Genomic DNA, 26,074 nt, shown 5'->3' on the forward strand with positions numbered 1-26,074 from the left:
CTCATGTTGTTAAAACTCCTTCTCTGGACCACCCGTTTGTTGGTGCTCGTCATGGCCGTGTTGTGCATACTGCCGTTGATACCCAGCGGTCAGTGGTGGGTCAGGCTATGGGCTTTCCCGCGGCTACAGTTGACTGGAGCACTGATTGTGCCAGTGCTGCTACTGGGAGTGCACTCGTGGCAAAAGCGACCCCATAAAGAGCACGCCGTATTGATGCTAGTGATCCTCGCGATAGCTGGATGGCACTTAACGCACATCTTACCGTTCACGCCTGTTGGGACGACCGAGGTGCCAGCCGCTGAGTTGGACCCCGATGGTGACCAGACGACGTTAAAAGTGCTGACCGCCAATATTTCCTACACCAATGACGACTACACCGAGCTATTGGCCATGGTCCGACGCGAGGATCCCGATTTACTGTTGCTGATCGAGGTTGACCGCGCCTGGGCCGAGGGTATGGCACCGCTGGATGAACATTACGCACACCGGGTAGGGGAGGTTCGCGGTGAAGGTCTCGGGCTTGTCCTGTGGTCACGTTTTCCGCTGCTGGAGCAAGAGGTCAAACACCTAGTCTCTGATCGTCGGCCTTCGATCTTCGCGACCCTCGACGTGCCGGGAATTGGACCCGTGAGGTTCGTCGGCGCCCACCCGGTGCCACCTGGGCTGCAGGATAGAATCCTCAGCAACGAGAAGACGGATGACCGTCGAGATAGCCGCGTTCGCGATGCAGAGCTCATGCTCATTGCTCGCCATATTGAAAAAGACCCGGACAACCGCTGGATCATCGCCGGGGACTTCAATGACGTCGCATGGTCTGACACCACTCGGCTTTTCGCCGATTTGGGGGACCTGAAAGACCCTAGACGTGGGCGGCGTTTACTGAGCACCTATCACGCGGAATACCCATTGTGGCGATACCCCATCGACCATCTGTTCGTCTCTGACGGATTTCACCTAATCGACCTCGACCGAGTGAAAGTACAAGGCTCTGACCACTTTGGCATTTCTACCACGCTGACCGAGGCTATAAAGGATCAAGGAAAGCCGGAAGCCTCAGCGGAAGACGAGCAGGCGGCTGAGGAGATGGTGGAAGAAGGTGACGAAGACGCGACTGAGCACAATGTTAGCTCGTCGGATGAAGGGGAGGCAGAGTCAAAGTGAGAATCTCTTTAACCGTCATTGCCTGGCAGGGCGTGCGCAGTGCCATAGGCTAATTTTCTCATGACAAGCAGCTGGTTTGGCCACTGACTTCGATAAAGTTATCTTAAGAATCGTGAGCGATCACTTCATTTCATAGTCTCACAAGCGGCGAATCAATATGCCCCGGAGCTTTCTCCGGGGCATTTTTTGTCGGAGCGATAAAAGAAGGATCCGTTGCTTCCTGTTGCTTTGCTATGATAGGTACACCGTTTAATTTAATATAAGTCAAGAGAGTTAGTTAAGTTTTTTTCAGCTTAACATAAACGTTTCTGTAGAGTGGGGCTTATTCCAATTGTTAGATGGTTCGCTATCTCAGCCAATGGCTATGCCCAGAGTCCTGTTGGTCTCTGGCTCAATGATATCTCTACAGTTCCGCAGCCAGTGAAGAAGTTTTCTCACCACTTTAGGTAGGCCGTCGTGACGGCTGTTCGTATATCGAATCAGCCATCCAAGACATACGTGGGCAACAGCTAATCCCTGTGCATGGACCAACGCTCATACCGTGTTCGCTAACGCACAGAAACAGCCTCATCACTCCATTATTCTCATTTTATTTGAGCAAGAGCGTATGCACTTGTCGGTATCAGCTTCACTCAGATCGCGTTGCGAACCGGCTGCGAGGAAGGCAGCGTCTGATTCAAGATGAAAGGCGAAGGACCGGGCGTCACCCAAGCATCTCGAATGCCCCTTTAAATCCTTCTTTAGCACTTCAAAATCTATTTTTCTGCCCGGCGAGATGCCATGAAAATTTCTGACTTATTGCTCGAGCAGGATCCCTTCTTCACTTTGTCTCTCGACCTGTTTGCCTGGGTGGATCGGGCGGGAAACTTTCTGCAGGTCAATCCTGCCTTTAAGCGCTTTTTGGGCTACGAGCTCGAAACGCTGAAAGGCAAGTCCTATGCCTATCTGGTGGTAGCCGAAGACCGCCCTCTGGTCGAAGAGGCGTTGGCGTGCCTGGACGAGGATCGCCCCGTGCAGGAGCTGGTCGTGCGGGTCGAGGATTCATGGGGTCACCTGCACTGGCTTGAGGTCAATGCCGCCCTGTGTGAAGAGTCCTTGATCCACATGGTGGCCCGAGATATCACTCATCATCGGCGTTTGCGCCAGGAGGTCGACCGCCTGGCCGAGCGCCTCATCACCACCCTTGACAGCATCACCGACGGCTTTTTTACGCTGGATACCCAGTGGCGCTTCACCTATCTCAATCCTGAGGCGGAGCACTTGCTTGAGCACGACTTGAGTGAACTCAAAGGTGTGACTCTCTGGGACGTCTTCCCCCAGGGGCTTGGCACTCAGTTCGAGCGGGAGTATCGGCGCGCATTTGACGACAACGTCAGCGTTTCCTTCGAGGCCCGCTACCCGGATCTTGGGCTTTGGCTGGAGGTCAATGCCTACCCGTCTTGTGAAGGGCTCGCGGTGTATTTCCGCGACATCAGTCGGCGTAAGTCCACCGAGCAGCAGCTTCACATCCTCGAACGCAGTATCGCGGCGAGCATCAACGGCGTGATCATCACCGATGCCTGCAAGGACGATCAACCGATCATCTATGCCAATCCGGCGTTCGAACGGCTGACCGGTTACCTTTGCGAGGAGGTCCTGGGACACAACTGCCGCTTTCTTCAGGGTCCGGACACCGACCCCAGAGCCACTGCCAAGGTGCGTGCGGCCATCCGCGACCGCCAAAAAACGCAGGTGGTGCTTCGTAACTACCGCAAGGACGGTACGCTTTTTTGGAACGAGCTGAACATCTCACCGGTGTTTGACGAGGAAGGGCAGGTCACGCATTTCATTGGTGTACAGCACGACATCACCACCCAGCGCGACTATGAGGAGCGCCTGGCCTACAGTGCTAACCATGATCTTCTGACCGGGCTGCCCAACCGCACCCTGCTGGAAGAGCACCTGAAAGAGGCGACCCTTGATACGTCAGATGGCTGCCTACTTGGGGTGCTCTTCGTCGATCTCGATGGCTTCAAACCGATCAACGATACGCTGGGCCATCAGATCGGTGACATGCTGCTCGAGCAGGTGGCCGTGCGCCTAACCCGGCAGGCCGGGCCAGGCAACAGTGTGGCCCGATTCGGCGCAGACGAGTTCGTGGTGGTAATGCCAGCCTGTATGGATGCGACAGCGGTGCAATCCATGGCCGAGGAGATTCTTGCCGTTCTTGCGCGGCCTTATCGCATCAACCAAAACGAACTTCGCATCACCGCAAGCATCGGTGTCGCCGTGAAAGAGGACCTTCTGGATTCGCCGATGATCTTGGTGCAGCGGGCCGATATGGCGATGTATCGGGCAAAGCGCCAGGGTCACAATGCCATTTACTGGTACCGCCAAGAGCTCGGGCAAAAGGCAAGCGAGAAGGTTTCTTTGCGCCGCGACCTTCAAAAAGCCATCGACAGCGAGCAATTCGAGCTTCATTACCAGCCTCAGATTCATGGTCCAAGCGAGCGGGTCACCGGCTTTGAAGCGTTGATCCGCTGGCAGCATCCCGAGCGGGGCTATGTATCGCCGGCTGATTTTATTGGTCTTGGTGAGAGTACCGGGCAGATCATTCCTATCAGTGACTGGGTACTCGCCACCGCCTGCCGTGATGCCCAAGAGCTCAATACCCTGGGCATGGGCAACTTCACCATGGCGGTCAACATCTCGCCCATGCAGTTCCAACGTACCCATTTCGTGCAAGATCTTCTCCAAATGCTTGAGAAAAGCGGCCTTGCACCTGAGCTGCTCGAGCTTGAGCTCACCGAGGGTGTACTGATGGAGAGCGCTGGCTGGGCGCTTGAGACGCTGGGGTTCCTGCGCCGGAAAGGCCTCCAGCTTGCCATCGATGACTTTGGAACTGGCTTCTCGAGTCTCAGCTATCTAAAGCACCTGCCGGTGAGCAAGGTCAAGATAGACCGGGCCTTCATCAATGACATCATCAGCGACCGTCGTGATGCCGCTATCGTCCGGGGGGTTATCGCTATGGCCCAAGCGATGGAGATGGAGGTGCTGGCCGAAGGTATCGAGACTCATGCCCAATACGCCTATCTTTCCCGCCAGCAATGCACGTATTTCCAGGGCTTTCATTTCGCAAGACCTATGCCCTTGGCTCGATTGAAGGAATTTCTTAATGAACGTCACAGAGAGCAGGAGGCCATGGGGGCCTAGGTCAAGGCCGTCAATGACAATTAAAGCTGACCCATCTGGAGTGCTATGTTCGCTAGCGCACAGTCAATGCGTGCTTAAAAGTTCATCCTAAGGGTGAGCGAGGCAAGGAATATGCCTAAACAAGGACGTTGCGCAATGCGCTGCAGGGGATGTGCAGCGCGCTTTTCTCAATAGTAGACCGAGTCTTCGATAGTCTCTCATTCTTCGTCCCGTGTTTTTCCCTGTTACCGAGGATAGCCACTTGACGTTGTTCTCGATGCGCAATCTTCCAGATACCGCAGTCTTTATCTGCAAGCAGCATGCGCCATATTAAGCTGGCAAAGGAGGTCATATGCCGACATCTTTAGATAGCCACAACCGTTTAACCGACTTGGAAGAATTCGGCACTGACCCTGGGTCGTTGCAGGCTCACACCTATATACCGAAGAAATTCCCCAAGAACTTTGTGAAGAACGGGCCACTCGTTGTTGTGTTGCACGGCAGCACCCAATCAGCTGAGAGTTATGATCACGGATCAGGCTGGTCCGAACTCGCCGACGAATGTGGGATAGCACTGCTGTATCCGGAGCAAAGAATCACCAACAGTCCGATCAGTAGCTTCAACTGGTTCAAGTCCAGTGATTCTCGCCGCGACGAAGGCGAACCATTGTCGATTCGTCATATGATCAAGCAGGTCGTTGATGATTATGGCATCGACCCTGATCGCATCTTCATCACGGGGTTGTCCTCGGGCGGCGCCATGGCCTCTGTGATGCTGGCGACCTATCCGGAAGTGTTCGCGGGAGGCGCGATCATCGCCGGGCTTCCCTACCGTAGCGCGGATAACCTGATGGAGGCGATGGCTCGTATGCAGGGATATGGTGGCCCGTCGGATAGTAAGCTCGATTCGCTGGTGCGCGAAGCCTCGACATTCCGTGGCCCTTGGCCAACGATCTCGGTCTGGCATGGCGGTAGCGATTCGACCGTCGACAATGCCAACGCTGATTCCATCGTCCGGCAGTGGCAGAGAGTCCACAAGGTTGATGGGCCGCCGACACGGGTGGAGGAAGTCAGCGGTTCTCCCCGCCAGGTCTGGTGCAACGACGACGGGCGAGAAGTGATCGAAGAATACATCATCGATGGTATGGGCCACGGCACGCCGATCATGGCCGGTGGAGACGAAGGCCTCGGGGAAGAAGACAAGTACATGCTGGAAGTTGGCATTTCTTCGACCCGCCACATAGCGAATTTCTGGGGCCTTACGAAGTAGATGACAGAAGTAGGTGAAAAAAGTAGGTGAAAAAAGTAGATAAAAAAATCGGTGAAAATAGCAGTGGAGCGAGCGGTGGCCGGGTTGTTCCGCCGCCACCGCTTAGACACTCAAGGTGAGGCGGTAGGCTCAACCTGCTGCTTCACTTTCTCAACGATATGCGCCCCGATGGGTATCGCTGAGGTGGCGGCGGGTGAGGGTGCGTTGCATACGTTAACCGTGCGTGGGGTGTTGACGAACAGAAAGTCGTCGACCAGCTTACCGTCGTTGGACACCGCCTGGGCACGCACGCCGGCAGGGTAGGGCTCAAGATCCGCGAGCGTTAAACTCGGGCAGTACTTGCGTACCTGCTGAAGATAGCCTTTTTTGTACAGCGAGTTCTTTAGCTCGGTCAGCCCTGGGCGCAGATTATCCTTAAGCACCTGGCGGATGCCGCTGTGGCGTAACATAGCTAACGTATCGGATAGCGACACGTCAGTCTTGCGGTAGCCTTCGCGCTTCCAAGCCAGTACCGCGTTAGGGCCGACTGTCACGCTGCCGTCGATCATGCGCGTTAGGTGCACGCCAAGAAACGGCATTGAGGGGTCTGGAATCGGGTAGATCAAGTGATTGACAATTTGGTTGTACTGCGTGGGCAGACGGTAATATTCGCCACGGAACGGGCAGATGGTGAAATCTGGTTCGATACCCAACATGCGCACCACGCGGTCTGCCATTAGCCCCGAGCAGGACACCATGAAGCAGGTAGAAAAATCTCCCTGGTTGGTTGATACCACCACCTCGTTGGTACGCTCACTTAAGCCGGTCACCGATGTATCGTAGCGGATCTCGCCACCAGCGGCTTCGAACTCACGGCCCATAGCGGTAGCGACTTCAGCGTAGTTAACGATGCCGCTAGAGGGGACAAAGATTCCGCCTACACCGGTGATGTTAGGCTCACGCTCGTGCAGTTCCTCCGCCGTCAGCCAATACCGTTCCAGGCCATTGGCCTCTGTGCGCTCCCACAGTGCTTGCATTCGCTGCAGTTCGAGGTCATTCGTGGCGACCAGCAATTTTCCGCATTCATCGTAGGCAATATCATGCTCATCACAAAACGCCTTGGTGGCATGATTTCCCTCTAGGCAGAAGCGCGCCTTTAAGCTGCCGGGCGTGTAGTAAACGCCAGCGTGAATGACACCACTGTTGTGGCCCGTTTGGTGGCGGGCAGGACCGTTCTCTTTCTCGACCAGCAGCATCTTCTTATCAGGATAGGCTCGGATAAGTTGCATGGCGGTCGACAGCCCAAGAATGCCGCCCCCGATGATAATGTAGTCGTACATAGGCGTCTCGGTGGTCAAGGGGAAAAGGCCACCGTCATGGCAGTGGCCGACTTATTTTTGCTTGTTACACCTGGCGCGGCTGACGCAGCGTTTTAGCATGAGTGAAATAACCACGCTGACGCATCAGCTCGCGACGCAGGTCGGGATGTGGCGTGAAACGATCACGACCATGCAGCCAGAAGTGATTGTTAATGAGAAGGAAGCTGCCTATGGATACCGGAATCGAAAGCCGGTGTTTACTACCTTCCAACGAATCGGAAAGGTTGGCTAGCCAGTTACCTTCCTCGAAATTCTTGGGCTGCACGAACTGGTCGATATAAGACATGATGGGGCGTCCCTCTGTATCCACATCAAATACCGGATGGTAGATATCGCGATCCACGTTTTTACTCGGCGGTGCGGTCCAGCGCATGTCACGACGCGCCAGTGGGTGCGGGTAAAAGGTGTCTAACCCCTCCCAGTCGTCGAGGTGCAACAATAGCGAGTTGCCACCTTGCATGTTCTGTTCGTCGATTTTCATCATCAATACGTAGTCAGTGTCCTGCTCTACGAAGGTACCGTCGTTATGCAGCTCCATGACACGGTGCGGCTGACGCAGATAGCTATCTGAATTATCGACGTTTTTGACCACAAAGCGCGCGTAGTACTGACCACTCATGGCATCGAAGTTAGAGCGGCCCATTAGGTGAGACACCGCCGTGGCGAACATCACCATGTCGTCTGCTTGCTCAACTTGATCCAGCCCCTCGGGTGTGACCAGAAAAGCCCCCGTCTCTCGGTCCACCATGGTATCGATCAGCAACGGCTGCAAGGTGTTTTGGCACAAATCATCCAGAATCTTGGCCACCCGAAAGCGCAGAAAAGACTTGTATTCCAGCGCCTGAACCGGCCATTCCGACACGGCGTCAAGAAACGCATTCACCGTCTCTTTTGGAAAGCTAAGTTGCAGTAAGCGATCCGACTGCGGCGAGCGGCCAAGGGTGAAGCCATGATGCTGCTGTGAGTGGATATTGGCTGGAGCGTTCATTGGACACCTCTCTGGAGCAAAAGAATAAAAGAACCCGCACTCAGAAAATATCTATATTTTATAAATTCGTCAACGTTATCTAATAATATAGATAAAATTTTTGTGAATTCTATGAGAAGCCGCTTCTCGATGGCTCGGACAGGGAAATCAAATTAAACCGCTAGCGAAGCACTCCAACCGTCGTAAAGCTTATGCTAATTTGGTATTAACGACTTTTGAGGTACGTCCCTATGTCTATCGAAATTTGGTTTGCCTTTGCTCTCGCATCCGTAGCGTTGCTCGCTATCCCTGGGCCGACGATCTTGACGGTGGTCAGTTACTCCATCGCCCAAGGAAAACGTGCCAATATTCCACTTGTCGCTGCGGTCGCCTTGGGGGATTCAACGGCGCTAGTCTTTTCTCTGCTCGGCCTGGGCGCCGTTTTGGCAACCTCGGCCTTTTGGTTCACCGTCATCAAATGGATAGGCGGTTTGTACCTGCTGTATATGGGCATACGGCTTTTGCGTGCCGGTATATCATCAGCTCAGCCAGTGACTCCGACCATGTCGGGGTCGCGGTGGAAGCTTTTCACCAATACCTACCTCGTGACGGCACTCAACCCGAAGGGCATCATCTTCTTCGTGGCTTTTTTACCGCAATTCGTCAGCCCAGATGCCGATGCGGGGCAGCAACTCTGGATTCTTGCGGTCACGTTCGTGGTGTTGGCAACGCTCAATGCCATGCTCTATGCGGTGTTTGCGACGTCGGTGCGCCAGATGCTTGCTTCGCGTCGCGCGCAGCGCCGCTTCAACGTAGTGGGTGGAACATTACTTTCTTCGGCGGGTGTATGGGCACTGCTTGCCAAGCGGCCCGTTTAAGCTCGGATAACAAGTTTATGCTCTATATGGAAAAGATGAGTGAATCGTTTCAAGCGCTGCTAAGCGAGTTAGAGCAATTTGGCCAGGAAAACGATGCTGCCATTACTGACCGCCCGCGCCGTATGCTGAATATCACCCGGGATACCGGGGAATTTCTCCTGGTACTTATTATGGCAACCAATGCGCGGCGTGTGCTTGAGATTGGTACCTCAAACGGCTATTCGACGTTGTGGCTTGGCCAGGCAGCAAGCAAGATTGGCGGGCACGTTACGACGATTGAGCAATCTGAGTTCAAGCTTGAACTAGCCGCTAATAATTTTGAGCGTTCTGGTCTCGCTGAATTTATCACCCAGCGTCAAGGGGAGGCGAGGGGTCATCTTGAAAGCATGTCGGATGCCAGTTTTGATCTTGTCTTTCTTGATTCGAAACGCTCTGAATACGTGCAGTGGTGGCCCACTCTCAAACGTGTGCTGCGAAAGGGTGGTCTGCTCGTGGTTGATAATGCCACGTCTCATACTAGCGAAATGGCACCTTTTATGGCGCTGGTGTCGGCAGATGCTGATTTCACGACGTGTACTGTGCCAGTCGGCAATGGCCAATTCCTGGCAACTAGGGGTGCCCGCTAGCAGCATGGACTCATTTATCAACTAGAATGGAACGAATTGTGTTCGTGACCGGACTGCCTTCATAGGTCACACTGCCACTCTATTCCTTTCGGAAGAATCCCTTTGACCAACGCCGCCTGGTTTGTATTGATCGGAACCCTGTTGATCATGATGGGGTTGCGTTCTCCCTTTTTTCAACGCCTGCGACTGACGCCATCGATTGTTTATTTGGCCATTGGCATAACCCTTGGCCCGTCGATTTTGGGGGCGTTTCATTTTAATCCGCTGAAACAGGCGCATTTGCTGGAAGTGCTCGCTGAAATTGCGGTTTTGGTGTCTCTGTTTATCGCTGGAATGAAAATGCCTTTGCCGTTCAGATGGCGGGAATGGCATGCGCCGGTACGGCTCGCGTTTCTCTCGATGACGATCAGTGTCGCCCTGACTGCTGCCTTCGGTTATTACGTGTTGGCCTTGCCGTTGGGGGCGGCTGTTGTGCTGGGCGCCATTCTAGCGCCCACCGATCCGGTGTTGGCCACCGACGTACAGGTTCGACACATGGGTGATAAAGATCCTTTGCGTTTCACCCTGACCAGTGAAGCAGGCATGAATGACGGTAGCGCTTTTCCGTTTGTCATGCTGGGGCTTGCTATGCTTAGTGCGCCGGTCAGTTTTGAACTGCTTGGAACCTGGGTGCTGAAAGATGTTTTGTGGTCGACGGTAGCCGCGCTTGTGGTCGGGGTTTTGATGGGGCGCTTATTGGCGCAGCTAGTGTGGAAGCAACGCTTCCTGATTAGCGAGGGCCCCTTACTGGATGACTTTCTCGGCTTAGGTTTGATCGGCATGGTGTATGGGATCTGCCTGTTACTCGATGCCTGGGGGTTTCTGGCTGTGTTTGCCGCCGCCATTTCGTTGCGTCAATCGGAACGCAAGCTGGCGAGTATTCACGCGCCTGGTGAAGAGCCGTCATCGGCCCCGGCTATTCAGGTTCTCCCCGAAGAATCGACGCCACAGCACGGCACGCAAGTGGCTGAAGGTTCGCTGTTGTTTAAGGAATCACTTGAACGGCTGTCCGAGCTGGTGCTCGTCATGCTACTGGGGGGTATGCTGTTTCTGGATTCGTGGAGTTTCAGGGCCGTCGGTCTGGCGTTGTTCCTTTTTGTCATTGTTCGCCCTATTAGCGTATTCCTGGGCCTGCTTGGCTCAGGCACACCGGTTCGGCTGCAGATGCTGGTGGGCTGGTTCGGCGTGCGCGGTATCGGTTCGATCTATTACCTGATGTTCGCGATCGTCTATGGTCTGCCGGAAGAGCTGGCCCTGGAATTCATCCACATTACGCTGGTGGTTATCGTACTCTCAATCATTATCCACGGGCTCACCGTCAAGCCGATGATGTCAAAATGGTGGTCGTCCTAGGAGAGGACAGAGTCCCGGTTTGTCTTTGCCAACGGGGACTTTTAGCTTGGGCACCTAAAGGAGCGAAAAGATGGAAGCGGTCGGTAACATCATAGTCTCCGAGTTTTCTGATTTTAATGACTTAAGTGAATTCGTCATTGTGGTTGTTAGGTTGCTACTTGCTGCCTTTCTCGGTGGCCTGCTGGGTCTCGAGCGAGAGCAGAGCGGCAAAGCTGCCGGAATACGGACGCACATGCTGGTTTGCATGGGCGCTGCTTTATTTGTATTAATTCCCCAGCAAGCGGGTATTTCAGACTCGGAAATGAGTCGCGTCATTCAAGGCGTTATTGCCGGCATTGGCTTTTTGTGTGCTGGTACTATCATCACCCGTAAAGATGAACGAGGTGCTTCAGGGCTCACTACGGCGGCGGGCGTTTGGTTGACGGCTGCCATTGGAATAGCCGTTGGCCTGGGGCGCGAGCAGACAGCGGTTCTGTGTACGGTGCTGGCCTGGATAGTACTTTACGTGGTGCCTTTCTTTTCACGCCCAATAAACAAGAAAAAATCGGCACGCTCAGAGGCAAATGACGATAGTCCGGATACTTGAGCTTATGGCTTGGCCGTTGTTTTTCCTCTGCTACCACTGCTTTTCTTGTTGCTATAGCGCTTTCTTGTCTTGCCCGCACGTTTCGCGGGAGCACCGGCTTCACCCTGTGCGGTCTGCAAGCTCTGCCTTAGCTTGGCCGCGTCGCTATGGGTAAGCAGGCCGCGTAAATCATCCAGTAACGCCTGCTGAAAGGCGTTCGCATTATCCTGCTGTTCGGCAATCGCGCGCAGGCGCTGCTCCCATAGGGCGGTGCGTTCCGGCGTGCTCACGGCACGGGGCAGGGCGGCAATGAGTGCACTGCCGAGTTGCGTGGCGCGCAGGGCTTTTTGCTTGCGTACCAGGTAGCCGCGCTGTACCAGGGTTTCGATAATGCCGGCGCGGGTGGCCTCGGTGCCTAGGCCGTCGGTGTCGCGCAGGGTGCGGCGCACTTCTGGGTCATCCACGTAGCGGCCGATGTTCATCATCGCCTTGATCAGGCTGGCGTCGGTGAAGGGCTCCGGCGGGCGGGTTTCTTTCTCCTCAACGCCTGCGCCGAGCGCCTGGCAGGCTTCTCCTTGCGTCAGCGGCGGCAGTGGTGGTGTCTCTTCGCGGGTGGTGAAAAGCGGCTTCCAGCCGGGGTCGAGAATGCTCTGGCCGCGGGCGCGGAAAGCCTCGTCCATCAGGGTGAATTCTGCCTTCACTTCAAAGGTGCGCAGCGGGCGGTAAAACTGCGCCATCACGTTGCGCACGATCAGTCGAAATACATGCCCTTCGGTGGTGGACAGCTGGCCGAAATCCACAGGTTTGCCGCTGGGGGCAATGGCGTGGTGCGCGCCCACCTGCTTGTCGTTCCACGCCTTGGAGCGCAGGGAGAAGTCAGCACCGTTGAGCCACTGGCGCAGGGTGTCGTCGTTTTGGCAGGCGCCGGTCAAGCTGCGCTGGGCAAGCGGGAGGTGTTCTTCGGGCAGGTAGCGGCAGTCTGAACGCGGATAGGTAATCAGCTTGTGCTGCTCGTAAAGGCGCTGGCAAATATCCAGCACCATCTGCGCGGAAAGCCCATGGCGGCGTGCGGCGTCTACCTGCAGTGCAGAGAGCGAGTAGGGAAGCGGCGGCGCCTGGCGTTTTTCCTGCTGGTCCAGTTGTGTCAGCTGCCCAGACGCACCGGGAAGCTGCGCCGCCAGCGCGTCAGCAGGGGCGCGGTCGATTAGTCGCCCCTGGTCGTCCAGCGGCTGATGTTCTTTCGGCGCCCACCAGGCGCGCAGCTGGCCCTTTGCCACTTTGAGATCCACCCATAGCGGGTAGAACGGATGGGGTACAAAGTCGCGGATGGCGTTGTCGCGGCGCACGATCAGACCCAGCACCGGTGTTTGCACGCGGCCAACGGACAGCACGCCATCGTGGCCTGCCTGGCGGCCGGTGAGGGTCCAGGCGCGGGTAAGGTTGATACCGTACAGCCAATCGGCGCGGGCGCGGGCCTGAGCTGCCTGGTACAGCGGCTGAAAATCCGCGTTGGAGCGCAGGGCGGCAAGTGCTCGGCTTACCGCCGGACGGTTAAGGTCGCTAATCAATAGCCGCTGCACCGGGCCGCGGTATTTGAGGTGCTCAATCACTTCCTGCACCAGCAGTTGGCCTTCGCGATCAGGGTCGCCCGCGTGTACAACGTCCGTGGCTTGTTTGATTAGCTTACGAATCACGGCTAGCTGGCCCCGCGCTTTGGGTCGCGGCATCAGTTTCCACTGTTGGGGCACAATGGGTAGCCGATCCAGCCGCCACTGTTTATCGGCGGGGTCGTAGGCTTCCGGGGCGGCCTGTTCTAATAGGTGACCCAAACACCAGGTTACTGTGGTGTCGCCGCAGATAATCGCGCCGTCCTGGCGTTTGGCGCTGCCGGGGAGTGCCTCGGCGATCGCCCGGGCAAGACTGGGTTTTTCGGCAATAATCAAGCGCATGCGGGCTTTGCCTGGGTCGTTAAAGGTGGGCGATATAGTACCAGACACGATGTGGGGTTGAGCATCCTGAAAGGCTATCGATTAAGTGACGCTTGAAGATTATGCGTATAGCTTTTGTATAAATATGATTGATTGCGTAAGCTGTCTACCAGACGCTTAACGAGGCAGTTTCCATGCGAGATCGCGGTAGAACACGACGTTTAATGGGCTTGGGCGCCCGCACCGGCGGCGCGCTGCTCAAAACGCGCTTGGGCGGGCAAGCCGACTGGCGCTCGCTAGGCGAGGCGCTGTTTGAGGGCCTTTCCGAGCTCAAGGGCCCGGCAATGAAGCTTGCTCAAATTATGTCCCAGTGGGACGACCTGTTACCGGCTGATTTGGCCGATGAGCTGGCTCGCCTGCAACGCCAGGCAGAGCCAATGCCCTGGCCGCGCATTCGCGAAGCCTTGGTGATGCAATACGGTGATGTGGAGGCCCATTTTCGTGAGATTGAAGAGCGGCCCTTTGCCAGCGCCTCCATGGGGCAGGTGCACAAGGCGGTTACCCACGAAGGCGAAACGGTAGTGTTAAAAGTACAGTACCCCGGTTTGGCCGACGTGTTGGAAAGCGACTTAAAGCAGGTAAGGCGCATGATGGGCTTGGGCCGCTGGTTCAAGGTGCCCCAGGCACGGCTGGATGCGCTGTTTGAAGAATTGGCGGCAGGACTGCGTGACGAGCTGGACTACCGTGCCGAAGCCGAGGCGATGGAGCGCTATCGCGAGCGCTACCAGGCCGATAGCCGCCTGGTGATCCCCGAGCCGCTTTTCGAGCTTTCCGGCCAGCATGTGCTGGCGATGCGTTTTGTGGGCGGCACGCCGCTGCGCGATCTGGAAAGCGCCGACGACGAAACCCGTCAGAAAGTCGCCGTGGCGTTGTCGGACTGGATCACCGAGGAGCTGTTTACCTACGGCGAACTCCACGCCGACCCTCATGCGGGAAACTTTGCCGCTGATGAGCAGGGCAGGCTGGTGATTTATGATTTTGGTGCGGTGATTCCAGTGCCTGAGGCTCGTCTCAAAGCGATGATGCAGATGCTGGAAGCCACGCTGGCTCATGACCCCATGGCCATGGACGAGGCGCTGGTTCAGATGGGCGGCCGCCAGGGGCAGGGCGCGCCGCTATCGCTTTACCGCGAATCCGCCGAGTGCGTGGCGCCGCTATTTGCCCCAGGCGAGCAGGACTTCAGCGACGTGCGTGTGCATCGCCGTCTGCGCGAGTTAACTCCCAAGGTGTGGGCGGCAATGGATCGTTTGCAGCCCCCTGCGGATACGCTTTTGCTTTCGCGGGCGCTGAATGGTCACTACTGGAACCTGGTTCGCCTTGGTGCCCGCCTTGATATGCATGCGCGCACCCAGCCGCTTCTCGCGTGGGCGCGTCAGCCAGCCTAAATCATGTCGAGTGAGACGTCTGACAGAAGGTACCACTGCTTAAGCCTCTCTCAACATGCTAAACTGCGGCCCTTTTAACATCGTATGGAGACGGCAATGCTGGCGGTATGGGTCGATCAGCTGCTGGGGTTTGCCTCTGGGGCACTCTCGGCAATTAGGCAAAAAGAGCACTATCCCGATTTTATGATCTGGGTGCGGGCTGAGGGCGCCGATTACTTTAACGGCGACGCTGCCATCGCTCAGGCATTGGCGCCCATTTTATGGTCACAGACGCCGCTTGTGCGCTTAGGTTTTGCCTGCGAGCCGTTGGCAACACCGGCTCGCAATGAACCTTGCTGGTGCGATTCCGGGCGTAAATATAAAGAGTGCTGCTACCGCGTTGATTTTCCGACAGAGATCCCCGATCAAATGATGTGGATGCTGTCACTGCGCGAGTGGAAGGGCGCCACGCTGAAAGCCGCATTGGCGAGCCAGCGCGCGCCGGCTCAGGCACTTCTGGAAGCAGGCTTGATTGCTGCGGAAAGCGGGCAAACGGGCCGTGCCATGCAGATTTTGGAATCGCTGTTTGACGGCAGCGACTGGTCGCGCCTGCCGGAACAGGCCGAGCCCGCCTTTGAAATTTTGCTCGATATCTATCAAGAGCGGAGCTTTACCCGCAAGCGTGCCGAACTTCTTGATGAGGTGTTGGAGCGGGGGCCGCTGTTTCTGCGCGGTGTGGCGCTTGAACGTTTGTGCTTGATGCACTTGGATAGCGATGATCTCGACAGCGCCCGTGCCGCTTTTGTGCGAGCTCAGCAGGCGCTACCGGATTCACCGACACTTGCCTATATAGAAGCGATGCTGCTGCTTCACGAAGGCCACGAGAATGAGGCCAAAGAGCGGGCTAACTTCTGGTATCGGCGCTTGGTGCGCCAAGGCGAGCTGGATGAAGATCAGCTCGATTTTCTCGCTGCGTTGGCGGATAACCCGGGCGCCACACTGGCGGATCAGCTATTAAGCGCTGAAGAAGATCTCGCCACGCCGCTGATCGGTTTGCAATCTCTACTCGCAGCCCTGCCGACGGCACCCAAGCTTGATATCAGCGTGGCACCAGATAGTGGCCGCTTGTGCTATCACGTCAGTGCCCGCGAGGCCACGCTCTTTGCCGCCTGGCATGAGCAGTTTCAGGTGCTGGTGGATGAAGACGTAGCGCTGGGCTTTCGCGATGACCCCTGGGGCAATGCGGTGGAGTGGATGTCGACGCTTTGCGCGCATCCCGAGTGGCTGGATGCGCCCCAAGTCGTGCAGGACCTCACGTTAGCGTTAACAAGCCGCTTTGGCAGTTTGCCCTGGATGGCGCCCAGCCTGTTGGAGCCGCTGGCGATAAGACTTTCGCGTTGGCTACAGCAAGCCCGAGCCGAGGGCAACGGGAGTCTATGCTGGGATGATGCGGATAACGCGATTTTACTGCGCACGGGCCTTGCACTGGTGGTCGGGATGGAGCGCGGCGCGCGTCAACACTCGCGGGAGCTCGCCGAGGAGCTGTTGGCCATCAACCGTGAGGATAGCCTGGGGCTGCGTGAGCTCGTACTTGACCAGCTGTTGCGCGACGAGCGTAACGAAGAAGCCTTAGCGCTGGCAGAAGAGAATAGTGACGATGGTTCAATGCCGTTGAATATTTTGCTCGGGCGGGCGCTCGCGCTTTATCGGCTAGCTCGATATGAAGAAGCCGATACGGCGCTACAGGTGGTGAAACAGCATAACCGTTACGCGATTGATATGTTGTGTGCGGATAACCCACGTTCGGCGCTGCCCACTGGAGATAGTGATGTCAAACCGGGTAGTCGAGAAGAGGCCTGGCAGTATCGCACGCTGATGCGTGATCAGTGGCGCGCTTCAACCGGTGCACTTAAGTGGTTGGTGGCAAACCGGTAATATTGCCTACTTTTTATGTTGCTTCATGCGTTAGATTAACGCGGCTGCGGCGTCGGTACTAACTGGGCATCACGGTTTACCCAGATGGCTAAGGCCACCGCGGGAAGGCCCAACAAAGCTGCCACCACAAAGAAGCTTGCATATCCTTGTGAGGTCACCACAAGCCCCCCAAAGCCGCTCAAAAACTTGCCCGGTAGCGTCATTAGCGACGAGAAAAGGGCATATTGTGTGGCGGTATAAGCCCGCGATGTGAGACTCGAAAGAAACGCGATAAACACCGCGCTGGCCAATCCGTTAGCGAGGTTGTCGCCGATAATCGTGACCACCAGCATGGGCAGCTGGTCTCCCATCATCGCCAGCATGACAAATAATAAGTTAGTGAGCATCACGATCACCGACCCGAAGATTAAAAGCGGGCCAATGCCGTAGCGGGCGACCAGTAAGCCGCCCAAGATGCCGCCGCCAATGCTCATGGCAATGCCGAAAATATTGGTAATACTGGCAATGGTGCCAAGCGAAAACCCCAAATCGATATACAGCGGGTTTGCCATTGAGGCCATGGCTAAATCACTAATGCGAAAGACGGCAATAAACACCAATACCCAGAGCGCCTTGACGCCATAGCGATTAAAAAAGTCAGTGAATGGGCAAACTATCGCGCCGATGCTCCAAGCGCCTAAACGCCTGAAGATTTTGGTCTTGCCACGGCTGGCGCGCAGAAAAGTGCGTACTTTCGGCTCATGGATTAATTGAATGCTCAGGTTGGTACGTGGTGGTTCCGGGCGCAGCAGTACCGTGATCACGCCGATGCCCACCAGCGCTGCCATGGTTAAATACGCCACATCCCACGAAATGGCTGAGGCGACAAATAGCGCGCCGGCGCCGGCGGCCATTAGCCCGCCCCGGTAACCGATGATATACGTCGACGCCATGGCGGCTTGTACATTGTCATCGGCGGATTCGATGCGAAAGGCATCAATGGCAATATCCTGTGTGGCTGAGCCAAATGCCACCAACAGCGCGAAGGCAGCCACCCACTCTAGATTTCCCACCGGGTCAAGCCCGGCAAGCCCGATCAGCCCCCCTGCGATCATCGCTTGAGCCAGTAACATCCAGCCCCGGCGCTGCCCAAAGGCGCGTGTCAAAACAGGAAGCGCCAAACGGTCGACTACCGGCGCCCAAAAAAACTTGATCGAATAGAGCATCCCAATCCAGGCAAAAAAGCCGATTGCCGCCACTTCCACGCCGTCACTGCGAAGCCAAGCTGACAGCGTTGAGAACACTAGCAAAAACGGCAAACCTGCGGAAAACCCTAAAAACAGCATGGTAAGCACCGGCGCTTGCCAATAAATCGCCAGGGCAGCCCGCCAGCTACGCTGAGGAGTCGGGGTAGGCATTAATAAAGTCTCCTGGAAAGACGTTGGCTAGGGCAGGTGATAAACTGCGCAGCGAAAATTGAAACGCCAATAGCTTACCGGAGAGGAGTTTTCCATGTCGATTACGTCGCATCAGGTGGTGACGCTGCACTATGTGTTGAGCGATGTGCTCAACGATGGCAAGCGGGTGCTGGACGATTCCAAGGCACGCAATAAGCCACTGGAGTATCTGCATGGACATCATAACATCGTGCCAGGGCTGGAGCGCGCGCTAGAGAGCCAAAAGGCGGGTGCTGAACTTAGCATAACGCTAATGCCAGCCGACGCATATGGCGTTCGCAATGAGTCGCTGGTACAGCAGGTGGGTCGCGCTTCGTTTGGCAACGCCGACTTAAAGCCAGGCAGCTGTTTTCAAACTGAAGGTGAGGCGGGGCCGCAGATCGTTACTGTGGTCAGCGTAGACGGGGATCAGGTGACGGTGGATACCAACCACCCGCTGGCAGGCCGAACGCTTCACTATCAGGTGAGTATTTTGGATGTGCGTGAGGCCACCCGGGCCGAGTTGGCCAAAGGGCATCCGCTACCGCCGGGTACCGATCACACCAAGGTAGAAGACCGCAAGGTGCTATAACATCCCGCGCTGATACAAAATACTTCGGCTGCTAAAGGAAAAGTGATATACATCAAGTTATTTTGTACATGCCCGTTACGGCGTCGGCAAAATTGACTCAAGTCAGCTTTCTTCCCCGCGTTCGTGACTATGATTAAGACATCACATCACGGCGGGGGAGTAAGCACATGTATTGGGATGATGCCGTAATTTTTGGATTAATCACCGTCGGGCTAATGATTGCTTTTATGGCAGGGTGGATTGGTTTTATTGTCCGTGATCATAAACGCAAAAAGTAAGTTAGCCTTTTTTTGGTAACCAGTCGTCAGGGGAGGAGGCTTACTGTAATAGGTAAGTTTCCAGTTGCCGGCCCATTTGGGCCGGCATTTTTTTGTATGTCAAAAATAAAAACCACTGCTTGTCCATGAGCCCTTACTGCAAGCGCATGATGTCCTCATAGATCGGCGCTAGGCGGCCTAGCATGTCATTACGGGCCGACAGCGGCACGCCTTCTTCCTGCATCGCTGCATCCAAATACGCAACAACCCGGTTAAAGTGCGCGTCTGTTATGCCCATGGTTTGGTGGGCACGGTCCATCGGTGGTCCTTCGTATTGGCAGGGGCCGTCGCTGATATCGCATAGCTGTGTGGCAAACGAGGTGGCAAAGAGGTCGATATTGGTATTGGCAAAGTAGCTAACCACTTCGTCATCATCGGCAATTCGGTAGAGCAGGTTTTCCACGACGGCCTCAATGGTGGATTGGCCGCCCATACGCTCGTAAAGCGTGGGGGTGTCGTGACGCTGAGCGCAACCCGCCAGAGACAATACGCTAAATAGTATGCATGTAAGCACTAAGTGGCGGATGGCGATGCCTGTTAATCGCATGGTAGTTCCTTTTCGTAAGCAAAAATAGGCAACTTAAAAAGCTGCTTGAAGGGACACATACCCACCGCGCTGGGAGGGCAGCCCGGCAATGTCACCAAGCTCCAGCCACGCGCCGGTAAGCGACACATGCTTATTAAAGAAGTAAGCGCTATACAGGCTTTGCCAATCGTCTTCCTGGGCCACGCTCAAGTTATCCGGTTTTTGACGGTATTCGGTGCCGACGATCCAGTTGGGTGTAATAAATACGCCTACGCTACCTTCCGCCTCCCAGCCACGGCCTCCCTGGTCGCCTCCAAAACCCAAGAGCCCGCCCTGGTTGGCAGATGTGTTACGCAGTGTGCTGTTAACCAGTACGTTACGCCCAAAAAAGGCGTTGAACAGCAGTTTGCTGGCGCTTATATAGGCGTCGGTGCCGCTGGTGTCGTCGGCACCCAGTGCTGTTGGCACAGTGCCATCGACCAAGCGTTTGTGCAGTATGCCGGCGCTCCAAATACCCAACGGGTGATACAACACATCGCCAAACAGGCGCGCTTTGGCACCGTAAATATCCTGCTCAAGTTCGCCGCCCAGTGTCGTCAACTCAAAGGTTTGGCGCGCGATGGAGAATTCCATTCGGTCGTGAATATTAACGCTGGTGCCGATAACGCTTAGCCGGTAATCATCGAGCCAAGCCCGTGTCGCCGACGCAGTAACGCTCAGCTCACCCTCGCTGGCGGTGCTGGTGAGCACTGCCCAGGGAGAAAGCCCGCCGCCAGCCGCGCCTTCAATGGCACTCACGGCACCAGTACCTAAGATTCGGCTGCCCGCGACGCTTGGAGCCGCCGTCAGTAGAGTGCTAAGTGCTAAGCAAACCGTGAACGCAAGGCATCGTTTGGAGGAGAGGTGTTGGAACATAGCGGTACTCTGTACGTTATTTATGGAGTTATATGTTAGTTGTGCTGTTATTCGTTGGTTATGGAGCTGTCAGGTAGCAGCAGGGGTTTAAAGCCAGTAAGCCAAGCGGTAACGGCATCGGCAGGCATCGGTTTCGCTATCCAATAGCCCTGCAGATAATCGCAGTGCAGGCGGCTTAGTAGCTCAGCGCTGGCGCTGTTTTCAACGCCTTCAGCCACAATTTTTAGGTCCAAGTTGTGCCCCATTTCAATGGTGGAGCGCACAATCGTGAGGTCTTCTTCTTGGGTATCGAGCTTCAGTACAAAGGATTTATCGATTTTCAGCTCATCAACGGGCAAGCGCTTTATTTGCGCCAGCGACGAATAGCCGGTGCCATAATCATCAACGGAAATCTTTAATCCCAGTTGACTAAGGGCAAGCAGTGTCTCTGTCGCGGCATCGACATCGTGCATGACGTCGCTTTCGGTGACTTCTAGGGCTAGCTGGTCGGGGGTGAGGTTATAGTGGCTAAATAGCTTATTTAGCCGTTCGGGTAGCGCTGTGTCGGTCACATCGCTTGCCGATAGATTAATCGCTACCGACAAGTGCTGCCCCTGGGCTTTCCATAGGTGAATTTGTTGGCAAACATGGCCAAGCATCCACTGGCTAAGCATCGCGATATTGCCAGAGCGCTCAGCCAAGCCGATAAATTCATCCGGTGGTACAAACCCCAATGTTGGATGCCGCCAGCGCATGAGGGCTTCAAACTGGCATACCTCCCCGGTGCGGGTATCCACCTTGGGTTGGTAAGCCATCCATAGCTCATTGTTATTGACCGCTTCCTGCAAATCGCGAATCAGCGCTAGCTGACGCAGATGTTGTTCATCTTGGCCTTCCACGTACCTTTCATGGTTTAAGCGCTGGCGGCTTGCTTTATCGAGGGCGATATCCGAGCGCCGCAGCAGCAGCTGTGGGCTATCGCCGTGAGCTGGGTAGTTAACCTCACCGGCAGAGAGCGATGGTGTAATGGGTGATTCAGCCAGTTTGATCGGTTGGCTCAGCATGGCCATTAGTTTCGCCCGGGTGACGGGCTCACAATGTGGTTGTTCGATCAGCAGGATCAGCTCATCACCATCCAGGCGGTAGGCTCTCTTGACCGGAGCAGGCAGTTGCTGCATTCGCTGGGCCAGCGTGACCAACAATTGATCTCCCAGCGCATAGCCAAAGGTGTCTTTAATATCGCGAAAGTCATTAACGGTAATACGCAGCAACGTGAACGGCTGTTGTTGTTGGATGACTTGGTGAATATCTTCTAGTGCGCTAATGCGGTTGGGAAGGTCGGTCAATAGATCGTGGCGCGATTGGTGACGCAACGTGGCTTCGCGCCGGTCGATATCCTCCTGCATAGAAAGCAGCGTGCTGGCCAGTAAGCGAGTTTCTTCGACGGAAGCCCCTTCGGGAATGCGCTCAATACGTTCGCCTTGGCCAATACGTTGGGCCGTCTTAGCGAGGGCGATAAGCGGTTTGCTGATGCTGCGAGCGCTCCACATCGCCGCCGCTGTCGTGAGTAGCAGCATCAGCACCACAATACCGATTAATTGCCACATCAGGTTGCTGTAGGCGCCCAGAAGCTCATTTCGCGATAGCTGAAGTAAGGCAAATGATTGATAACGGTCATTATCCAGCAGTATGGAGGCGTAAGAGAGGTAGTTATCATCGTCAGACATCTGGCTGCGGGTGGTATAGCCTCCTTCCATCAGCCTATCGCCCTGGTCGTTCATTAGGTTCATGGCAAGCTGCTCTTGGTGGGAGCTCGCCACATAACTCACTTGGCCACTGGCATCGTAGGTCACGATACTGATATCCAACCCTGTCAGCGTGTTGATTTCCTGGGTAACATCTTCGTCAAGCAAAAAGCCCATGCCCACCCAGCCTATGAGGTTGGGAGCGCGAACCGGCATCAGGACAAATTCGTAAGGTTTACCTTCAGCAATCACCACCCCAACGCCATTGCCGTTTTGCTGGGCGCGTTCAAAAAGTTCAGGAAAGGGCATCGTGCTGTCTTGGGCATGGTGGCTACTGGCCAGCACGTTCCCATCTAGGTCGCTGAGCATGACCATATCAGCGTTGGCGCGGTCTCCGTGATTGGCAAGTACGGAATAAAGTGTGGCCGTATCTTTGGTCGCCACTGCACTTTTAAAGCCGAAATCATCCGCCAAAATCGCGACGTTGTTACGAAGCTGCTCGCCACGATTGTCGAGCAGCTGCTGAAGCACGCGAGCCCCTACCTCAAGCCGCTGGCTGCCTTTTGCCAGTGCGTCGTTTTGCGTGGCGCGTAAAAACGCAACGCCAGTGGCAAGTTGGGAAACGATCACAACGGTCAGCAGCACTAGTAACAAGCGCGTGCGAAAGCGCATAAATACCTCTTACTGGACAGAGTCTGTGCTTAATGGCTTTGGGTGGCTTGTTGGAAACGTTGCTGCAACGGAGAAGGTTCAGGCGGCTGTGGCGGTATGGCGTTTAGCTCTAGTCTAACGGCCACGTTCTCCGAATCGCTAATATCGCCTTCCCACCACACAGTTTGGCTATCATCCATACGGCTGTGCCACACCCGCATATGGTGACTTCCTTCTGGTAATGCGGGCAGTGTCAGTGTGCCTTCGCTATCGGTCTGGGCGGCGTAAGGCGCATCGCTCACAACGATAAATGCCTGCATATGATCATGGATATTACAGCCCAGCACCACAATGCCAGCTTGGTCGAAATGAATCGGTGGTGGCGTTTCGCTTAGGTACAGCTCCAAATCGAAGATTTTAGCCGGAGAAAAAGAGAAGACGTGATGGCGCGTCGTGTCTTTGTTAGGAAAGGCGACATGGCTTCCGGTGGTTACGGTAAGAACGTGAGGGTGAAAGGTAGCGTTGCGTTGGACAATGTTATGGGATTGATCTTCCACGGTTGGCGCCGGTTCGAAATAGACCTCTACTACCGCATTTTCTAAAGGGTTTCCCGCTAAATCGGTCACGTTAACCGTCGCCGCCTCAACATTTAAGCTAAAGAGAGCCGTCAGACATGCAAGTGGCAAGGCATGGCAGCTTGAGCGTAAACCCGTAAGCGGTGAGCGCATGGAGTAATACCTGAGTAGAAGCAAAGAGCTCCCAATAATGTAATAGAAATACGCAAAAGTCAGGTTTTCGAATTAACGGTACCCTCACAGAAGGCAAAATAGAGTTAACAGTAAGGCACCCTAGCGCCAGTTTTCTCGCCATGCCCGGAGCACCCGTTCGGGGTACCACGTCTCTCCAAGGCTTCCATTATAGCGCGCGAGTGCTCGGGTAAAGTCGCCCCTTTCAACCGCCAAATAGTGCGACAAGATAGTGCACCCGTAGCGTAAATTGCGCCATGGGTCTTTGAGATCATCGGCAGGCACGCCGAGCTCATCAACCCAAAACGGCATAATCTGCATCAGCCCAACGGCGCCGGCAGACGAGATGGCGTTGGCGTCAAAGCCGCTTTCGACTTGAATCAGTGCCAGCACTAACGTTGGCGGTAAATCGGCTAATCTGGCTTCGAGGTAGATACGGCGCAGTAAGCGATCTCGCTTGGGTGCGTCAGCGATGAAACGGGTTAAGGCGGGCGTCATGCGCTCGACCCAGCGCTTTTTTCCCCGTTGGTTGGCGTTGATAGAGGATTCAGTCGCGGCTTCGAACGTGGGGCGAAGGGCTGTCACGCTGGCTGGCTCAGACGCTTGCGGCGTCAGACTGATAAGCCCACACGCCGCAAGCACGAGCCATAGGCAATTACGCTTGCGCAAGCCCGGCTTTTTCACGCAGAAAATCGATAACTTGTTCAGCAGGAATCATCGTGACGTCACTATCGCGGCGGCCTTTGTACTCAAGCTCACCGTTATCCAAGCCGCGATCACCAACCACGATGCGGTGTGGAACGCCCATCAGTTCTAGATCGGCAAATTTAACCCCGGGGCGGGTGTCGCGGTCGTCTAAGAGAACGTCGAGCCCGGCGGTGGTTAACGTTTGGTAGAGGCGTTCAGACTCCTCCCGAACGCGCTGGGATTTATGCGCGTTCATAGGTACTAGTGCGACGTGGAAAGGCGCCAGGGCGTTAGGCCAGATAATGCCCGCGTCGTCGTGGTTCTGCTCAATGGCGGCGGCGACCAAGCGGGTCACGCCAATACCGTAACAGCCCATCCACGGGTGGCTGGTTTTGCCGTTATCGCCAAGTACCGTGGCGTTCATCGATTCAGAGTATTTTTGCCCCAACTGGAAAACGTGGCCCACTTCAATGCCGCGTTTAATCGCAAGCGTGCCTTTGCCGTCGGGCGAGGGGTCACCTTCGACCACGTTGCGAAGATCCGCCACTTCCGGCAGCGCGGCGTCGCGCTCCCAGTTGATGCCGAAGTAGTGCTTGCCATCGGTATTAGCGCCTGCGCCAAAGTCGCTCATTAATGCCACGCTGCGATCGACGATAATCGGCATGTCTAGGTTCACCGGGCCTAGCGAACCTGGGCCTGCGCCTACCGCGGCGCGAATTTCTTCTTCGGAGGCCATGGTCAGCGGGGCCGCTACTTGAGAAAGGTTTTCTGCTTTGACGTCGTTAAGCTCGTGGTCGCCACGTACCAATAGCGCAATCAAACCGCCTTCCGCGGCGTGAACCATCAGCGTTTTGACGGTTTTTTCAATCGGCAGCTTGAACTGCTCAACCAACGTGGCGATGGTTTTGGCATTCGGTGTATCGACAAGGCGAAGTTCTTCGCTTGGTGCCGCGCGCTCGGTGTTGCTACCCAGAGGGGCGGCAAGTGCCTCGGCTTTCTCGATGTTAGCGGCGTAGTCTGACTCGGTGGAGAAAACCACCGCGTCTTCGCCTGAATCGGCCAGCACCTGAAACTCATGGGAGCCGGTTCCGCCGATGTCGCCGTTGTCAGCTTCGACAGCGCGAAAGTCGAGCCCCAACCGGGTGAAGATCCGCATGTAGGCGTCATACATCAACTGGTACGAACGCTTAAGCCCAGCCTGGTCGACATCGAATGAGTAGGCGTCCTTCATGATGAATTCACGCGAGCGCATCACGCCGAAACGTGGACGGGTCTCATCGCGGAACTTGGTCTGGATCTGGTAGAAGTTGGCCGGCAACTGCTTGTAGCTGGCGATCTCCTTGCGCACCAGGTCGGTGATCACTTCCTCGTGGGTGGGGCCGACGCAGTAGTCGCGGTCATGACGATCCTTGAGGCGCAGCAGCAGGTCGCCGTACTTGTCCCAGCGGCCGGACTCCTGCCACAGCTCGGCGGGTTGCACTGCCGGCATCAGTACCTCTTGGGCACCGGCGCGATCCATCTCCTCGCGTACGATGCGCTCCACCTTGCGCAGGGTCTTCAGGCCTACCGGTAGCCAGGTATAGAGCCCGGAGGTTAAGCGGCGGATCATCCCGGCGCGCAGCATCAGCTGGTGGCTGATGATCTCGGCGTCGGCCGGGGTTTCTTTTAAAGTGGCAATGAGTAGTTGGCTGGCGCGCATGGGGTTAAGTATCCCTTGATATTCTTAGCAATGGATGTAAAGCCGTGATCGGTGGGGTTGCCGATGTGAGCTGGCAACGAACGAGTGTCGACATTGTACGGCGAAGCGTTAACAGCGGCAAAACTCA

At 55.7% G+C, this 26,074-nt stretch carries 21 protein-coding genes; 11 read left to right on the forward strand and 10 right to left on the reverse strand.

The window, feature by feature from the left end; translation table 11 throughout:
• Nucleotides 1–3 precede the first annotated feature (3 nt).
• The 3 genes from HZS81_RS11950 to HZS81_RS11960 all read left to right on the forward strand — a co-directional run bounded on the left by HZS81_RS11950 (nt 4) and on the right by HZS81_RS11960 (nt 5,602).
• Entirely contained in the window at nt 4–1,161 is a 1,158-nt protein-coding gene (locus HZS81_RS11950) for an endonuclease/exonuclease/phosphatase family protein (protein ID WP_179930791.1), read from the forward strand.
• 780 nt (nt 1,162–1,941) lie between these two features.
• Nucleotides 1,942–4,353: a sensor domain-containing protein gene (locus tag HZS81_RS11955; protein ID WP_179930792.1), complete on the forward strand. Its 2,412-nt coding sequence runs from the start codon at nt 1,942–1,944 to the stop codon at nt 4,351–4,353.
• A 331-nt stretch (nt 4,354–4,684) separates the two neighbouring features.
• Nucleotides 4,685–5,602 (forward strand): extracellular catalytic domain type 1 short-chain-length polyhydroxyalkanoate depolymerase, encoded by a 918-nt coding sequence (locus tag HZS81_RS11960; protein ID WP_179930793.1) that lies wholly within the window; start codon nt 4,685–4,687, stop codon nt 5,600–5,602.
• Nucleotides 5,603–5,712: 110 nt separating this feature from the next.
• Here HZS81_RS11960 and lhgO read toward each other — a convergent pair whose 3' ends face one another.
• Together lhgO and glaH are read right to left on the reverse strand one after the other, a co-directional pair.
• Nucleotides 5,713–6,921, reverse strand: coding sequence for an L-2-hydroxyglutarate oxidase (lhgO, locus tag HZS81_RS11965; RefSeq protein ID WP_179930794.1), 1,209 nt, complete (start codon nt 6,919–6,921; stop codon nt 5,713–5,715).
• A 64-nt stretch (nt 6,922–6,985) separates the two neighbouring features.
• Nucleotides 6,986–7,948 (reverse strand): glutarate dioxygenase GlaH, encoded by a 963-nt coding sequence (glaH, locus tag HZS81_RS11970; protein ID WP_179930795.1) that lies wholly within the window; start codon nt 7,946–7,948, stop codon nt 6,986–6,988.
• Nucleotides 7,949–8,178: 230 nt separating this feature from the next.
• On the opposite strand from glaH, the gene HZS81_RS11975 reads away from it, so the two are divergent.
• The 4 genes from HZS81_RS11975 to HZS81_RS11990 all read left to right on the forward strand — a co-directional run bounded on the left by HZS81_RS11975 (nt 8,179) and on the right by HZS81_RS11990 (nt 11,409).
• Nucleotides 8,179–8,805, forward strand: a complete 627-nt coding sequence (locus HZS81_RS11975; RefSeq protein WP_179930796.1) for a LysE family translocator — start codon at nt 8,179–8,181, stop codon at nt 8,803–8,805.
• 35 nt (nt 8,806–8,840) lie between these two features.
• Nucleotides 8,841–9,431, forward strand: coding sequence for an O-methyltransferase (locus HZS81_RS11980; protein WP_179930797.1), 591 nt, complete (start codon nt 8,841–8,843; stop codon nt 9,429–9,431).
• Between the two features lie 102 nt (nt 9,432–9,533).
• On the forward strand, nt 9,534–10,823 hold the full coding sequence (locus tag HZS81_RS11985) for a cation:proton antiporter (RefSeq protein WP_179930798.1): 1,290 nt from the start codon (nt 9,534–9,536) through the stop codon (nt 10,821–10,823).
• 70 nt (nt 10,824–10,893) lie between these two features.
• Entirely contained in the window at nt 10,894–11,409 is a 516-nt protein-coding gene (locus tag HZS81_RS11990) for an MgtC/SapB family protein (RefSeq protein ID WP_179930799.1), read from the forward strand.
• A 2-nt stretch (nt 11,410–11,411) separates the two neighbouring features.
• Here HZS81_RS11990 and HZS81_RS11995 read toward each other — a convergent pair whose 3' ends face one another.
• A complete protein-coding gene (locus tag HZS81_RS11995) occupies nt 11,412–13,337 on the reverse strand; it encodes a DNA topoisomerase III (RefSeq protein ID WP_179930800.1) in 1,926 nt (641 codons plus the stop codon).
• A gap of 173 nt (nt 13,338–13,510) precedes the next feature.
• Here HZS81_RS11995 and HZS81_RS12000 point away from each other — a divergent pair, with 173 nt between their 5' ends.
• Both HZS81_RS12000 and HZS81_RS12005 read left to right on the forward strand, forming a co-directional pair.
• Nucleotides 13,511–14,761, forward strand: a complete 1,251-nt coding sequence (locus tag HZS81_RS12000) for an ABC1 kinase family protein (RefSeq protein WP_179930801.1) — start codon at nt 13,511–13,513, stop codon at nt 14,759–14,761.
• 96 nt (nt 14,762–14,857) lie between these two features.
• Nucleotides 14,858–16,675: an SEC-C metal-binding domain-containing protein gene (locus tag HZS81_RS12005; protein ID WP_179930802.1), complete on the forward strand. Its 1,818-nt coding sequence runs from the start codon at nt 14,858–14,860 to the stop codon at nt 16,673–16,675.
• A 35-nt stretch (nt 16,676–16,710) separates the two neighbouring features.
• Here HZS81_RS12005 and HZS81_RS12010 read toward each other — a convergent pair whose 3' ends face one another.
• Nucleotides 16,711–18,072, reverse strand: coding sequence for an AmpG family muropeptide MFS transporter (locus tag HZS81_RS12010; RefSeq protein ID WP_179930803.1), 1,362 nt, complete (start codon nt 18,070–18,072; stop codon nt 16,711–16,713).
• A 94-nt stretch (nt 18,073–18,166) separates the two neighbouring features.
• Between HZS81_RS12010 and HZS81_RS12015 the strand changes: the two genes are divergently transcribed.
• Entirely contained in the window at nt 18,167–18,682 is a 516-nt protein-coding gene (locus HZS81_RS12015) for an FKBP-type peptidyl-prolyl cis-trans isomerase (protein WP_179930804.1), read from the forward strand.
• A gap of 167 nt (nt 18,683–18,849) precedes the next feature.
• A complete protein-coding gene (gene ccoM / locus HZS81_RS18180) occupies nt 18,850–18,960 on the forward strand; it encodes a cytochrome c oxidase subunit CcoM (protein WP_277814995.1) in 111 nt (36 codons plus the stop codon).
• Between the two features lie 133 nt (nt 18,961–19,093).
• On the opposite strand, the gene HZS81_RS12020 is transcribed toward ccoM, so the two are convergent.
• The 6 genes from HZS81_RS12020 to HZS81_RS12045 form a co-directional block, all read right to left on the reverse strand.
• A complete protein-coding gene (locus HZS81_RS12020) occupies nt 19,094–19,546 on the reverse strand; it encodes a group I truncated hemoglobin (RefSeq protein WP_179930805.1) in 453 nt (150 codons plus the stop codon).
• Between the two features lie 33 nt (nt 19,547–19,579).
• Nucleotides 19,580–20,323, reverse strand: a complete 744-nt coding sequence (locus HZS81_RS12025) for a DUF3034 family protein (protein WP_338401856.1) — start codon at nt 20,321–20,323, stop codon at nt 19,580–19,582.
• A gap of 164 nt (nt 20,324–20,487) precedes the next feature.
• Nucleotides 20,488–22,836: a bifunctional diguanylate cyclase/phosphodiesterase gene (locus tag HZS81_RS12030; RefSeq protein WP_179930807.1), complete on the reverse strand. Its 2,349-nt coding sequence runs from the start codon at nt 22,834–22,836 to the stop codon at nt 20,488–20,490.
• Nucleotides 22,837–22,865: 29 nt separating this feature from the next.
• Entirely contained in the window at nt 22,866–23,543 is a 678-nt protein-coding gene (locus HZS81_RS12035; protein ID WP_179930808.1) for a cupredoxin domain-containing protein, read from the reverse strand.
• A 120-nt stretch (nt 23,544–23,663) separates the two neighbouring features.
• Nucleotides 23,664–24,245: a lytic transglycosylase domain-containing protein gene (locus tag HZS81_RS12040; protein ID WP_338401857.1), complete on the reverse strand. Its 582-nt coding sequence runs from the start codon at nt 24,243–24,245 to the stop codon at nt 23,664–23,666.
• Nucleotides 24,217–25,947, reverse strand: a complete 1,731-nt coding sequence (locus HZS81_RS12045) for a proline--tRNA ligase (protein WP_179930809.1) — start codon at nt 25,945–25,947, stop codon at nt 24,217–24,219. Before HZS81_RS12045 ends, HZS81_RS12040 begins: the two co-directional genes overlap by 29 nt.
• Nucleotides 25,948–26,074: the final 127 nt, after the last annotated feature.

Origin of the sequence: Vreelandella salicampi, from assembly GCF_013415105.1 — a bacterium.
In the GTDB taxonomy this organism is placed as follows: Bacteria; Pseudomonadota; Gammaproteobacteria; order Pseudomonadales; family Halomonadaceae; genus Vreelandella; species Vreelandella salicampi.

Coding starts and splice junctions, on each gene's coding strand:
- glaH (WP_179930795.1), bottom strand. CDS start 7,948: ATGAACGCTCCAGCCAATATCCACTCACAGCAGCATCATGGCTTCACC.
- HZS81_RS12015 (WP_179930804.1), top strand. CDS start 18,167: ATGTCGATTACGTCGCATCAGGTGGTGACGCTGCACTATGTGTTGAGC.
- ccoM (WP_277814995.1), top strand. CDS start 18,850: ATGTATTGGGATGATGCCGTAATTTTTGGATTAATCACCGTCGGGCTA.
- HZS81_RS12035 (WP_179930808.1), bottom strand. CDS start 23,543: ATGCGCTCACCGCTTACGGGTTTACGCTCAAGCTGCCATGCCTTGCCA.
- HZS81_RS12005 (WP_179930802.1), top strand. CDS start 14,858: ATGCTGGCGGTATGGGTCGATCAGCTGCTGGGGTTTGCCTCTGGGGCA.
- HZS81_RS11995 (WP_179930800.1), bottom strand. CDS start 13,337: ATGCGCTTGATTATTGCCGAAAAACCCAGTCTTGCCCGGGCGATCGCC.
- HZS81_RS11990 (WP_179930799.1), top strand. CDS start 10,894: ATGGAAGCGGTCGGTAACATCATAGTCTCCGAGTTTTCTGATTTTAAT.
- HZS81_RS12000 (WP_179930801.1), top strand. CDS start 13,511: ATGCGAGATCGCGGTAGAACACGACGTTTAATGGGCTTGGGCGCCCGC.
- HZS81_RS11955 (WP_179930792.1), top strand. CDS start 1,942: ATGAAAATTTCTGACTTATTGCTCGAGCAGGATCCCTTCTTCACTTTG.
- HZS81_RS12045 (WP_179930809.1), bottom strand. CDS start 25,947: ATGCGCGCCAGCCAACTACTCATTGCCACTTTAAAAGAAACCCCGGCC.
- HZS81_RS11980 (WP_179930797.1), top strand. CDS start 8,841: ATGAGTGAATCGTTTCAAGCGCTGCTAAGCGAGTTAGAGCAATTTGGC.
- HZS81_RS12030 (WP_179930807.1), bottom strand. CDS start 22,836: ATGCGCTTTCGCACGCGCTTGTTACTAGTGCTGCTGACCGTTGTGATC.
- HZS81_RS12010 (WP_179930803.1), bottom strand. CDS start 18,072: ATGCCTACCCCGACTCCTCAGCGTAGCTGGCGGGCTGCCCTGGCGATT.
- HZS81_RS12020 (WP_179930805.1), bottom strand. CDS start 19,546: ATGCGATTAACAGGCATCGCCATCCGCCACTTAGTGCTTACATGCATA.
- HZS81_RS11950 (WP_179930791.1), top strand. CDS start 4: ATGTTGTTAAAACTCCTTCTCTGGACCACCCGTTTGTTGGTGCTCGTC.
- HZS81_RS11975 (WP_179930796.1), top strand. CDS start 8,179: ATGTCTATCGAAATTTGGTTTGCCTTTGCTCTCGCATCCGTAGCGTTG.
- lhgO (WP_179930794.1), bottom strand. CDS start 6,921: ATGTACGACTACATTATCATCGGGGGCGGCATTCTTGGGCTGTCGACC.
- HZS81_RS11960 (WP_179930793.1), top strand. CDS start 4,685: ATGCCGACATCTTTAGATAGCCACAACCGTTTAACCGACTTGGAAGAA.